This window comes from Alteromonas sp. 4NS20-0143, from assembly GCF_057542855.1.
This window is the reverse complement of sequence record NZ_BAAJLR010000005.1, coordinates 23,525-36,139: the sequence shown is the minus strand read 5'-3', so window position 1 is coordinate 36,139 and position 12,615 is coordinate 23,525. Positions and strand designations below refer to the sequence as shown.

9 protein-coding genes are annotated in these 12,615 nt (G+C 46.1%); 1 reads left to right on the top strand and 8 read right to left on the bottom strand.

Going from position 1 to position 12,615, the window contains the following annotated elements:
* Nucleotides 1-7: 7 nt before the first annotated feature.
* From AC27HD_RS11805 to AC27HD_RS11770, 8 genes are all read right to left on the bottom strand, one after another.
* Complete coding sequence (locus AC27HD_RS11805) at nucleotides 8-1,318, bottom strand: sugar porter family MFS transporter (protein WP_487106047.1); 1,311 nt, start codon at nucleotides 1,316-1,318, stop codon at nucleotides 8-10.
* A gap of 41 nt (nucleotides 1,319-1,359) precedes the next feature.
* On the bottom strand, nucleotides 1,360-3,075 hold the full coding sequence (locus AC27HD_RS11800; protein ID WP_487106045.1) for a RagB/SusD family nutrient uptake outer membrane protein: 1,716 nt from the start codon (nucleotides 3,073-3,075) through the stop codon (nucleotides 1,360-1,362).
* A 26-nt stretch (nucleotides 3,076-3,101) separates the two neighbouring features.
* Nucleotides 3,102-6,068: a SusC/RagA family TonB-linked outer membrane protein gene (locus tag AC27HD_RS11795; RefSeq protein WP_487106043.1), complete on the bottom strand. Its 2,967-nt coding sequence runs from the start codon at nucleotides 6,066-6,068 to the stop codon at nucleotides 3,102-3,104.
* Between the two features lie 298 nt (nucleotides 6,069-6,366).
* Nucleotides 6,367-7,266: a 23S rRNA pseudouridine(2605) synthase RluB gene (rluB, locus tag AC27HD_RS11790; protein WP_032094630.1), complete on the bottom strand. Its 900-nt coding sequence runs from the start codon at nucleotides 7,264-7,266 to the stop codon at nucleotides 6,367-6,369.
* A gap of 27 nt (nucleotides 7,267-7,293) precedes the next feature.
* Nucleotides 7,294-7,902: an SMC-Scp complex subunit ScpB gene (gene scpB, locus AC27HD_RS11785; protein ID WP_487106041.1), complete on the bottom strand. Its 609-nt coding sequence runs from the start codon at nucleotides 7,900-7,902 to the stop codon at nucleotides 7,294-7,296.
* Nucleotides 7,889-8,761 (bottom strand): segregation and condensation protein A, encoded by an 873-nt coding sequence (locus AC27HD_RS11780; protein ID WP_487106375.1) that lies wholly within the window; start codon nucleotides 8,759-8,761, stop codon nucleotides 7,889-7,891. Before AC27HD_RS11780 ends, scpB begins: the two co-directional genes overlap by 14 nt.
* An 81-nt stretch (nucleotides 8,762-8,842) precedes the next feature.
* The gene (locus tag AC27HD_RS11775; protein WP_334028326.1) at nucleotides 8,843-9,463 is read right to left on the bottom strand and encodes an L-threonylcarbamoyladenylate synthase; all 621 of its coding nucleotides are present in this window, start codon (nucleotides 9,461-9,463) and stop codon (nucleotides 8,843-8,845) included.
* Between the two features lie 313 nt (nucleotides 9,464-9,776).
* Nucleotides 9,777-10,613 (bottom strand): PHP domain-containing protein, encoded by an 837-nt coding sequence (locus AC27HD_RS11770; RefSeq protein ID WP_487106039.1) that lies wholly within the window; start codon nucleotides 10,611-10,613, stop codon nucleotides 9,777-9,779.
* A gap of 278 nt (nucleotides 10,614-10,891) precedes the next feature.
* On the opposite strand from AC27HD_RS11770, the gene AC27HD_RS11765 reads away from it, so the two are divergent.
* On the top strand, nucleotides 10,892-12,577 hold the full coding sequence (locus AC27HD_RS11765; RefSeq protein ID WP_487106037.1) for an anthranilate synthase component 1: 1,686 nt from the start codon (nucleotides 10,892-10,894) through the stop codon (nucleotides 12,575-12,577).
* Nucleotides 12,578-12,615 lie beyond the last annotated feature (38 nt).

Below are 12,615 nucleotides of genomic sequence, written 5' to 3'. Positions count from 1 at the left end.
AGTGCCTCTATTTTGCGAGCGCTGCAGAAACGTCTTCGAGCGTTTTACCTTTCGTTTCAGGCATCATAAAGCGAACGAAAAGAAGCTGTAAAAACATAGCAAACGTAAAGAATCCAAATACTTGGGTCGCGGTGAAAGTCGCTAATACCTGAGGCATTATGAGTGTGATCAGCGCAGCAAAGATCCAGTGCGTGCCGCTCCCCATAGACTGCCCTTTAGAACGAACGGAGTTGGGGAAAATTTCTGCAATAAAAACCCAGATAACGGCCCCTTGTCCAACTGCATGAGACGCAATAAAGACAAACACTGCGCTAACCACAATGGTACCCCCCACTTGACTACTGAAAGCCCAAGCAACGGTTGCTAGAGACAAGATGTAACCTATTGAACCGATATACATTAATGATTTGCGCCCGAGGCGATCTATTAAGCTAAGTCCAAGCATGGTAAATACTAGGTTGACTAGCCCGACCCCCGCAGTCGACAACAATGCTGCACTTCCATCCAAACCTGCCATATCAAATACGCGTGGCGCGTAATAGATAATAAAATTAATGCCTGACAGTTGATTGAAAGCAGCAAGCAAAAAAGCCAGCATTACTGGAAATCGATATTCAGACTTAAACAAAGATTCTTTGTTGTGTACGGTTTTGTCTTTCTTTACTGCACTTATGATTTGCTCAGTGTCCTCACTTTGTAAGTCCATAAATATTCGTCGTGCGCGTGTTTCATCGTTGCGATGAAGTAGCAGCCAGCGCGGACTTTCCGGGGCTTTGAGAATCATTAAAAAGTAAGCAAGAGCAGGAACGGCTTCGATACCGAGCATTACACGCCAGTCTTCGACAATAATGCCAGACAGTAAGTAGTTTGAGAGAAACGCAACGAGGATACCGAAAACGATTTGAAACTGGTAAGTGGCGACCAATCTTCCTCTTACCCTCGCAGGCGCAATTTCTGAAATATATGCAGGCACCGCAATTGAAGATATTCCAACGCCTAAACCACCAATAAATCTAAGGATCGCGAAAGTATATGGGTCTTGGGCAAGTGCAGAGCCTATTGCAGATAGCAAATAAAGCACTCCGATGAGAACCAATGTCTTCTTGCGTCCAAAACGATCACAAGGCCAGCTCCCCAACAACGCTCCTATTACGGTGCCCCATAACGCTGAAGACATAACAAACAAACCGTGGAAAAGTGGAGTGGTTTCCCACAATACTTGTATCGACTGGTCTGCACCGGAAATCACAGCTGTATCAAAACCAAACAGAAATCCGGCTATAGCAACAGTAAGTGACCAGTAAACTATTTTATTCATGATGTGTATCGTACCTCTAAATTTGTTGAGAAACGCCGGGCTTAATAGCCCGGGTTCTGTATATAAATTCCGCCACTTAAGTTAATCTGCTGATTAGGAATGGGGAGGTATTCATGCTTATTTTTAGTGAATGCTGCTTCTTGAAGATACGGTTTTCTTCCGCGCTCGGTGACAAGGTAATCATCGATAATTTCTTTAGCTATTCCCCAACGGACCAAGTCGAAAAACCGATGGCCTTCTAAGCCCAATTCAACACGTCTTTCCCAACGGAGCGCGTTTCGCGCTTCTGCTTTACTGGTAAAAGAGTCATAAGTGCCAATGCGATATAAACTCGCATCATTAAGTCTTGCGGTACTTGCTGCTGCGCGTTCTCTAAGGCGGTTGATGATAGGTGTAGCCTCTTCCCATCGATCGAGTTCGATAAGAGCTTCTGCTTTCCAAAGTAAAACATCTGCATAGCGAACCAACACGGTATTTAAAGAGAATATTGGGAAGGGGCCATTCTCGCCTCGACAGTCACATTCGGGGTGCTCTAAATCCTTCATTCCCGTGTAGTTGCCGTAAATCCCTGGAGCGCGGGCCCAGCTATCCCCTCCGTGAATAAGATCTGGGTCGTACTTAAATGGCTTACCTTCCATCGCCACTGAATGGTCGAGGCGTGGGTCAACATAATCATTGTTCACGTCGTAAACACTGTCATTGAATGTGGTAAAGCGCGGAAGGCCTGAGTTATCAGTCTTAAATGCGTTGACAAAATTTTCAGTTGGAACATGGAAACCACAGCAGCCGAAGCCACCTGACATGGGCGCGTTTAACGCGCTCGACCATGCACCTCTGCCGTCGGGACTGCCATCATCTAAGGAACGTTGAATAGCAAATACTGATTCTCGACCGTTTTCAAACTCAACCAAGAAGTTTTCCGCATAGTCACCAAATAGACCGTATTCACCGCTAGCTTCAATTTCGTCAACCAGGCTTACTACTTCTTCTAGTTTTTGCTGGTTGATATTGATGACATTATGCAGTTCGTCTTGCTCATATGCTTGATTCAATAGCGTCTTTGCTAAATAAGCCTTCGCTGATAACGACGATGCGCGGCCAATATCCTGCTGAACCTCGGGAAGATTATTTGACGCAAAGCGAAAATCCGCGGCTATATTGTCCCACAGCTGTTGATCGGTGAGATCTCGGTTTGTAGTAGCTAAGATCTCCTCCTGCGTCATCGTTTCATCAATCCAAGGAATATGCTTATGATGTATTTTCAGGTCAAAGTAGAAGATTGCCCTTAGAAAACGTAACTCAGCTGCCTTCTCGTTTGCGTTGGGAAGTTCACTTGAAGAAGCATCGGCGATAACCTGAAGCGCAGAGTTTGCTCTTGATATACCGGTGTAGTTTCGCGTCCACTTTTTATTATTAAGATCAATTAGGTCGGGGGGAAATGATTCCATATCAGGCACTAGTGGCTCATACATTGACAATGCATGGTAGGCAAAAATATCAGAAGGGCCATTGCCTCCCTTATGGGCATCTCCGGCGCGCAAGTTACCTGTAGGCCACAGAAAGTTAGGCGCAGTATAGTGATCGTTACCTAGGTAGGAGTAGGTAGCAATGACCAGCGCGTCAACGTTTTCTGTGGATGCGACCTGATCTTCCGTCAATACGGCTTGAGGCTCACTGTCTAATTCGTCACTTCCGCCGCAAGACACGACCGACAGCGCAATGAGACTTGTTGTTAAAAATTTGCTTATACGATTCATAATTTTTAATCCATTATCCTGTTCGCTTAAAAAGAAACTTCCAGCCCTAGCGTAAATCGACGGGGCACAGGAAAAACTTCGTTAGGGGTTTCCGGATCTTCGCTCAATGTGCCATCTGGCGTTATCGTCAGAAGGTTTTGAGCCTGGAGGTAAACGCGAGCGTCTGAGAGGCCAAAGCGCTCAACAAAGTCCAAGGTTGGTGTATATCCAATGCTAATGTTACGAAGTTTGAGGTAAGTTCCCTCTTCCCAAAAGAAGCTGGACTGTCGCCCTTCTCCGTTGTTATCAATGAGAGTAAGTGCAGGTACGCTGCTATCGGCGTTCTGTGGTGTCCATGCATCAAGTACTCGAGAACCATAGTTAGAACCGATATTCAAAGACGTAAAATCAGTAAACAGTCGCCAGTTGTTTCGAACTTGCCCACCTTTCACGCCTTGCCAAAACATGTTGAAGTCCCAGTTGCGGTACTTGAAAGTAAAATTCATGCCGTAAATAAAATCGGGATCAGTGTCAGCGAAGAAATCCTGGTCGTTTTCATCGATTACGCCATTACCATCTAGATCTTGCCAGCGAATTCGACCGGGAGCTGCACCTGATTGCGTGGCATGTACGTCAACGTCTTCTTGATTTTGGAATATGCCGTCAGCGAGATATCCATAGACTGAGTTTATTGACCGGCCTAAAATTGTTTTGTCCTGACCGTTGCCACCAAAGGAATTCACAACATCTTCGGGCAGAGCCGTAACGGTATTTTCAGCCGATGAGATGTTAAAATTAATATCTACAAGCAGCTCATCTTCCAGTAAATCAGTGGCAATCCACTTCTCATAACCAAGAACCAGCTCAACGCCAGCGTTTTCAATTGTGCCACCGTTAACCCACTTCTGCGCACCTTCACCGAGCGTTGCAATCGGTTGAGTTAATGTGAGAATGTCGCGCGTTTCTTTCTCGAACCAGTCGAAGCTGCCGTAAACGGTGTTATCAAGAAGTTCAAAGTCAAAACCTAAATTGACTTGCGTAGAAGTCTCCCACTTAAGATCGGCATTCCCCGTTTGTGCACGCACAAATCCCGAGGGTAACGTGCCTCCGTTGGCGCCGGTAATCTCGTATGCCGTCTTCTGCTTGAAAAAAAAAATGAAAAGCGACTGTGTTGCATAACGTGGAATATAAGTAGTGACAGTGGCGTCTGTTGGAATCTCTTGATTGCCGGTTTCTCCCCAGCTAGCTCTCAGTTTTAATGCGTTGATGAAATCTACGTCAAAAAAACTTTCATTACTAACGACCCAACCTAAAGATGCTGCGGGAAAAGTACCGTACTCATTGGCATCACCAAATCGTGAGGAGCCGTCTCTACGTACCGTAAACGATGTGAGATAGCGATTGTCATAGTTGTAATCTACACGTGCAAATTGAGAGTCTAGGGACCAGTTTTCCCCTTCACCTTCCACCCTCACATTTGAAGTAGCTTGAGACAAATAAGCAAATGAACGATCATCAGATGCGAACCCTGAACCAATACCTCGTGATAATTCGCGCTGGTAATTAATTTGCTCTACGCCGGCGAGAAAGTTGAACTTGTGCAGCTCGTTTAGCTTAAGTTTATACGTTGCTGTCGCGCCGGTAATAATACTTTGATTCCAGTTATCTTCTACCGCCAACCGATCTCCTCCGCTAAGAGAACCCGCAGTAAATGCGCGGGTAAAGTTGCGGAAATAAAACTGGCTGTAGTCAACGCCGACATTACCTCTAAGCGTTAAGTTTTCAATAGGAGTGTATTCAACAAAAAAGTTGGCCATCACCTTATTGTAGGTATGTCCGTTATCACGGTTTTGCTCAATAATACGAACGGGGTTGTCTCTGTCAGTAATGCCTGGGACAGGCCCGCCCCACCCTCCTTCATCATTGTAAACAGGCACGATTGATTGCTGCTCAATGGATAAACCAAGGACCTGGCCAGCAAGATCATTGATGATGCTCGCTTTCTGATCGGTGATTAAAAACGTCTGACCAACTTTTATCTTGTCTTCTACAATCTCATGCTCAGAGTTAAACCTAAATGCCAATCTTTCAAATTGCGAGCCGTCTACAATCCCTTCGGCTTCGAAATATCCAATAGACGTATAGAATTTAGAAACAACATTTCCCCCAGCTACTGAGAAATTCAAATCGGATACTTTTGACGTTCGGGTAACCTCTTCAAACCAATCGGTATCAGCAGGACGCTGAACTCCTTCTGGGTCAGTATAGGTTGGTAGAACAACCGAATATAATTCAGGATTAGTAAAATCTTGATTCCAGTCAAAGGTATATAGCGGACTTGCAGAATTTGGATTGGAGCCATCGTTGACGGCCGCCTGCCATACTGCCGCTCCTCGCTCAAGCGTATTGAGTGGCTGCAGGTCATAATTATACTCTTCGATACTCTGGTTATAACGAAAGTTAAAATCTAAACCGTCATGACCTTTCTTCGTGGTGACTACGATCACACCATTTCCAGACCGAGCACCGTAAATACTTGCAGCCGCCGCATCCCGCAACACCTGAACATCAGCAATGTCATTGCTGTTAATTTCGTGTAAACCTGATTTAGTGGGTATGCCGTCAATAATGTACAATGGATCATTGTTTCCTAGGGGCCCAAGTCCCTGCCCCCGAATTCTTACCGTCGCTGTCGAACTTGGATTACCGGTAGTCGTAATTTGTAGCCCAGGCACCCTCCCTTGAAGATTTTGCATTAAGTTACCAGCAGGTAAATCAATAATATCTTCAATGTCGACCGTCGCGATTGCGCCAGTCAGGTCTGTTTTCTCGACCGCGCTGTATCCGTAAGAAATTTCTATAACTTCTACTTCTTTCGACATTTCTTCTTGTTCGGCACCCAGGTCATTTTCCTGCGCCTGTAGCGACGTAGCCATCAGCACCAATGCCAGCGGAGCAGGCTTTATTGCCTCTCTTAACTGTCGGGCTAATGGATGCAATTTATGGTTTTTCATATCGCGTCCCAATTGTTGAAGTGATGAAATCTTATAAATAAACAACGTTGTCTTTTTAGTCTATACCAGTCGGCAACGATTGTTCAACAAATAATTAACAATTATTCAGCGTATTGGTGCAAAGTGAGTTTTATACAGGGATTGGTTTGAAAGTTGGCGCTAAGGTTGAAAAATGATCAAGATATTTAGGACGGGGTAATATAAAGAAAAAGGGCATGCTGCCCTTTTTCACTTTTACTATTTTTTGCGTTTCATGAGTCTAACTCGCGCTTTGTTGACTTACTCGAGTTACTCGGCTTTATTTGCGCTTAGTAGCGCGGCCCACTCTATTTTTAAGCCCTTGCTGCTTGCGCACTTTGTGCTTTTTCACCGAGCGACGCATGCGGCTTAACCTAACGTGATCCAGCTTGCCCTGTTGGTTCACATTCACCATGGTCTGGGTTTCGTCAGTTAATTGAACATGCTTTCTCAGCGCGTTAACATCTGATAGTTCAAGTTCCACCCACGCACCTTGAGGCAAGCGTTTTTGCAGTTCGATAGGACCGTATTTTACGCGGATAAGACGGCTTACCTGAACGCCTTGAGACTCCCATAGGCGACGAACTTCTCGGTTACGCCCCTCTTTAAGGGTAACGTTGTACCAGCGGTTCATACTTTCGTCTTCGGATAGTTGCGGTGTAGGAGCGCCAGATACCGTGAGGAACTTGGCTTCACCATCTTCTAGCTGAACCCCTTTTTTAAGGGTGCTGATAGTTTTGCCAGTAACTTCACCAAATACACGTACTGCGTATTCCCGTTCAACTTCGCACTTAGGGTGCATCAGTCGGTTGGCGAGCTCACCGTCGTTGGTGAATAGCAATAAACCACTGGTGTTCATATCTAAGCGGCCTACCGTTATCCAACGCCCTAGGCGTATTGCAGGTAGACGGTCAAACACCGTATCTCGGCCTTCTGGATCGTGTCTGCTACACAACTCACCTTCGGGTTTGTTGTACATAAGAACACGGCACACAGGCTGTTCGGTTTGGCGGGATAACAAATGGCCATCAACGCGAATGTTCGCGGTGTTGTCAACGCGGTCGCCAAGGGTTGCAACGGTACCATCTACCGATACTCTACCGTCGTCAATCCAACGTTCCATTTCTCGTCGCGAGCCTAGCCCTTGGTTAGCTAGTACTTTTTGCAACTTTTCAGTCATGGGTAACTTCACTCTTTATTTGCTTGTTTACGGTCGCACGGTCCATGTTGACGGTGCCTCATTTAACACCTTAAGCGTCGAGTCAGATTCAATACTTTCTGCCATATTTTCAAAAGCATCTGCATTTGGCAAATCGGCCAGTGATGACATAGAAAAATAATCTAGAAAACCTTTGGTTGTAGCATAAAGCGCTGGACGCCCAGGCACTTCTTTGTGCCCTACAACTTTAATCCAATCTCGTTCTGTGAGTGTTTTTATAATATTGCTGCTTACCGCCACTCCCCTAACCTGCTCAATTTCGCCGCGGGTGATGGGTTGACGATACGCAATAAGCGCCAATGTTTCTAACATTGCGCGCGAATACTTTGGTGCACTTTCTTGCCATAGCTTGCTCAACCACGGGCTAAGTGCGTCAAGTGACTGAAATCGAAAGCCACTTGCTACTTCAATTAGCTGAATTCCGCGGGGCTGATAATCTAACATTAGCTCGTTAATTACCTTGCTTAAGGTTCTGTCTGCCACGGTAAATTCGCTCAGCACTGACTCTTTCAACTGCTGCTTGGTAATGGGTTTGTCTGCTACAAATATAGCAGCTTCCACCAGCTGCTTAAGCTGTGCGGTATTAATTTTCTTCATGTGAGCCCAATTTTACATGAATTTTGGCGTAAGGACCTGCCTGTATGCAAAAAATAAGTTGTTCTTTCATTAGCTCTAAAATGGCTAAGAATGACACCACCACACCAGCGCGTCCCTCCTCCACAGTGAATAGCGCCTCAAGAGGCGAGTAATCTGTGCTATTGAGAAGACTCAATATCAATGACATGCGCTCTCGCGTGCTCAGCGCCTCTCTCGCAATAGTATGATGCTCAAAGGCTTGAGCTCGCTTCATTGCTTGGCTAAATGCCAATACCACCTCAGCAAGAGACACATCAGGCTCAACCCTAATAGGCACTACGTTAGAGCTTGTTGAAACAGTAACGTTGAACACATCACGCTCTAAGCGCGGCTGCTCGTCTAAATCTTCCGCGGCTTGCTTTACCAGTTCATACTCTTTCAGGCGCCTTATAAGCTCGGCGCGAGGGTCTTCCTCATCATCGCTTTCATCGCTTCTTTTAGGCAGTAACAGGCGAGATTTTATCTCAGCTAAGATCGCCGCCATCAAAAGATATTCTGCGGCAAGCTCAAGCTTTAGCGCCATCATGGCATCCACATACTCCATGTACTGCTTAGTGACATCAGCAATGGGCAATACGGTAATATCAAACTTTTGTTTTCTAATGAGATATAGCAGTAGGTCTAGCGGTCCCTCAAAAGTTTCTAGTATCACCTCGAGAGCATCGGGAGGAATAAACAAGTCCTCTGGCTTTTCAATCAACGCCTCACCGTTGATAAACGCCAGTGGCAATGGCTGCTGAACAGGCACCTGCGACTGCTTTTCGCCGTTAGTAAGTTCTGCGTTTATAAGCTTGGCACCTTGAGACCCATTGCTGGGCATGTCGGTGGTGGCAAGCTCAGCGCCCGCTTCTTCAGTGTTTAGGTCATCGTTCAACGTAAGTTTTCGCTGCAAAGACTGTCGTTACTGAAACGGCGTAATGTCACCGGTACCTTCACGTAATATAACTGGCGTATCATCTGACAAATCCACTACCGTAGTAAGATGCTCGCCAATATAACCACCATGGATAATTAACCCAACTTGCTTCTCAAGATTCTCGCGAATAACGTCTGGATCAGATTCAGCTTCTGTTTTACCTGGCAAAATAAGCGATGTAGACATCAATGGTTCGCCCAGCTCTTCTAGCAGTGCTAGCGCAATGGCGTTGTCCGGCACGCGAATACCAATTGTTTTACGCTTTGGATTTTGTAAGCGCTTTGGCACTTCTCGCGTAGCTTTTAACACAAAGGTATAGCGCCCTGGCGTGTTGTTTTTGATTTGGCGAAAAGCCGTGTTGTCTACTTTTGCGTAAATCGACAGCTCAGACATGTCGCGACACATTAACGTGAAATTGTGATCCTTATCTATCTGACGAATGCGGCACAATTGCTCTAAGGCTTTTTTGTCCTCGATTTGACAGCCGATGGCGTAACCAGAGTCGGTAGGATAGACCACTACGGCACCGTCGCGAATCAACTCACAGGCTTGAGTGATAAGTCGTTTTTGAGGATTATCTGGGTGAACGTAAAAAAATTGGCTCATGGTGTCTCTTCATCCCATCAGTTAAGTAAGTTGTTAGGCCGTGTTAATATTTGTTGTACGAGTTTTGGGCTAAATGGCAGCATTTTAATAGTGAAACAGTCCTGTAGGCCTAGTGGGCTAAGTCAAAGGGCCCAAATAAAAAAAGCCGCGACAAAGAGTAAAATGCTTCCATACCCCCCCCTCCGGGCAGTGCCTGTGAGCTATTTACACTGCGTTGAATGGTTTCGATTTAGCCCGCTAGACCTTCAACCATTCGCCTTGTTTAAATAGCTCACAAACCGCTACAAAAATGTACAGCAAAAATCAACACGCCCTAGATATGCTGCCAATTTTGCCAGACAGGTGTCAACTTACTATTTATGCCTAAATTCTTTCCAAGTTCGGTCCAACGAGACGGAAAATGGAAATCAGAGCCTGCAGAGGCAAATAAACCGTGATTTTCTGCCAGCTCGTTAATTAGCTCTTGCTTAGTTTTATTGATGCCAGGAAACGCCGTTTCCATGGCGTCTCCACCAGATTGATCAAAAAACGCGACGAGTCTGCGAAGCCATTTCGCGGTCATGTCGTAATGAGCAGGATGCGCCAATACCGCTTGCCCGCCTGATTCTTGAATCCAGGTTATGGCAGTATCAATACTTGGCCATTGTGCCTTTACTGCCGCCCGTTTGCCCTTGCCTAAATACTTTTTAAATGCTGCATTCATGGTAGGCACACCGTAATTATTCACTAGCACTCTGGCGAAGTGAGCACGGGTTACCTGCCCTACTCCAGCAAGCGCTTTGGCCCGTGCTAACACGCCCTCAAACCCGCATTTTTCTAGTTTTTCGGCAATTAACGCAGCACGTGCTTCTCGCGCATTTGCTTGCTCTTGCAAGCGAGCAAGAAACGTAGGGCACTCTCGATTTACATTAAGCCCTACCACATGAATATCGAAACCATGCCACAGGGTAGAAATTTCAACACCGTCGATGAGCGTAAGTTGGCGTTTTTGCTGCGCTTGCGTGGCATGCGCTTCATCGAGCCCAGCGACAGTATCGTGGTCTGTGATTGCGAGCACATCCACCTGCATAGTATGAGCGCGCAGCACCAGTTCAGTGGGCGTAAGATGACCGTCTGAGAATTTTGTATGGCTATGTAGATCTATTTTCAATGTCTTATGCAAATTTAAGGTTGACACAAAAGGCGTTTTGTTTTCTTCTATAGGCACAGAGTATACGTTTTTACAGCTTCAATGCCTATTGAAGTTTGAACCAAATAGCGAGTTATTCATGCGTTTATCGACAATTTCAACAGCAATGAAAATTGCAGCTTGGTGGTGGCACTCCCTAGTTTAACGGGCGGTGTGCACGGTAGTGCGTGAATGAATACACAAAAGGCCCGTTAGTACGGGCCTTTTTTTTATCTTTTTGCAGTTGGAGAGTAGCAAAAATGAGTTTAGCAGAACTGGGGACATCTCCAGGCAAGGTAGAAACCATAGAACAAGCGGGTCATTACATAGACGATCCCCTTGCCGCATTTGCCCACATTTGCGGTAAAAAAAGTAATGCCTTACTGCTCGAGTCTGCGGAAATAGACTCGAAAGACGACTTGCAGAGCTTATTAATGGTAGACGCTGCGTTAAGACTGGAGTGCAGAAGCAGCACTGTTGTTATTACCGCGCTAACAGGCAACGGCAAATCAGTGCTTCCGCTTTTTCAAACAGAGCGCCCAGAAGGCCTTAATGTTACGCACAGCGACGAGACTTCCATCACCCTTGAATGCGATATAGCGTCAAGTGAACTTGATGAGGACAGCAGATTAAAAGCGGCAAGCGTGATGGACGCGCTTCGCATTGTGGTAAATAAGATTGTGCCCATTCGAAAGCACCCCCACGCTGTATTTCTTGGTGGTGTGTTCGCTTACGATATGCTGGCGGGCTTTGAAACATTGCCTGATGTGGTTGACGGTGAAAATGACTGCCCTGACTTTGTTTTTTATTTAGCAGAAACCTTAATTACCGTTGATCATAAAACGCGAGAAACTCACCTAGTGGGCAGTGTATTTAGTGGTGAAGATGTGGCTCAGCAATACTTCGCGGTGGCCCAACGGTTAGAAGCTCTGCACCAGCAGCTTCACGCCATGCCACAGGCACCTGAGTTGATGAACGAAGCCGCCGCTGGCGATTCGGACTCTTCCCTTAACAGTGCAGTTAAAAGCGCAGTTAAAAGCGGACAGACACTCGTCAACACAGACATGAGCGACGAGGTTTACTGTAATCACGTTCTTGATTTAAAGCAGCATATTCTGGCAGGTGATATTTTTCAGGTCGTGCCATCCCGCACCTTCTCTTTGCCCTGTCCGTCGCCGCTTCTTGCGTATGCCAAATTAAAAGAGCAGAACCCAAGCCCTTACATGTTTTTCATGCAAGACGCTGAATTTGCGATATTCGGCGCCTCTCCAGAGTCTGCTCTTAAATACGACAGCGAAACCAACCAAGTTGAGATTTATCCTATTGCAGGTACTCGTCCTCGCGGAAAACGTGCAGATGGTAGCATCGATCACGACCTAGACAGTCGAATTGAATTAAACTTGCGTGAAGATACCAAAGAAAAGTCTGAACATATTATGCTCGTAGATTTGGCCCGCAACGATGTGGCTAAAGTCAGTCGTCCAGGCACTCGATTTGTAAAAGATTTATTGAAAGTAGACCGCTATTCCCACGTAATGCATTTAGTGTCGCGAGTGGTTGGTCAACTTCGTGATGACTTAGACGCGCTCAATGCATACCAAGCCTGTATGAACATGGGCACCTTAGTGGGGGCGCCAAAAGTCAGCGCGGCCACCCTTATTCGCCACGTTGAGAAAAAGCGCCGCGGTAGCTACGGCGGTGCGGTAGGTTATCTGAACGGTCAAGGCGATATGGATACGTGTATTGTTATCCGCTCAGCTTTCGTGAAAAACAATACTGCCTATATTCAAGCTGGTGCTGGCGTTGTTCACGACTCAATTCCTCAGGCCGAAGCGGACGAGACTAAAGCGAAAGCTCAGGCGGTTATCGGTGCTGTGCGAGCTGCGCTTGAAGAAGAATTTAAGTCGTCAAGTCTCGAGAGTAAGAGCAGTGAGGAAGCGCGATGAGCACTGAAATAAACGTAGACGCAAATGCAGGCACAGAT

Bases quoted from the DNA above. Each gene is read 5' to 3' on its own strand.
- rluB (WP_032094630.1), bottom strand. From the start codon at position 7,266: ATGACTGAAAAGTTGCAAAAAGTACTAGCTAACCAAGGGCTAGGCTCG.
- AC27HD_RS11775 (WP_334028326.1), bottom strand. From the start codon at position 9,463: ATGAGCCAATTTTTTTACGTTCACCCAGATAATCCTCAAAAACGACTT.
- AC27HD_RS11805 (WP_487106047.1), bottom strand. From the start codon at position 1,318: ATGAATAAAATAGTTTACTGGTCACTTACTGTTGCTATAGCCGGATTT.
- AC27HD_RS11780 (WP_487106375.1), bottom strand. From the start codon at position 8,761: ATGCCCAGCAATGGGTCTCAAGGTGCCAAGCTTATAAACGCAGAACTT.
- AC27HD_RS11800 (WP_487106045.1), bottom strand. From the start codon at position 3,075: ATGAATCGTATAAGCAAATTTTTAACAACAAGTCTCATTGCGCTGTCG.
- scpB (WP_487106041.1), bottom strand. From the start codon at position 7,902: ATGAAGAAAATTAATACCGCACAGCTTAAGCAGCTGGTGGAAGCTGCT.
- AC27HD_RS11765 (WP_487106037.1), top strand. From the start codon at position 10,892: ATGAGTTTAGCAGAACTGGGGACATCTCCAGGCAAGGTAGAAACCATA.
- AC27HD_RS11795 (WP_487106043.1), bottom strand. From the start codon at position 6,068: ATGAAAAACCATAAATTGCATCCATTAGCCCGACAGTTAAGAGAGGCA.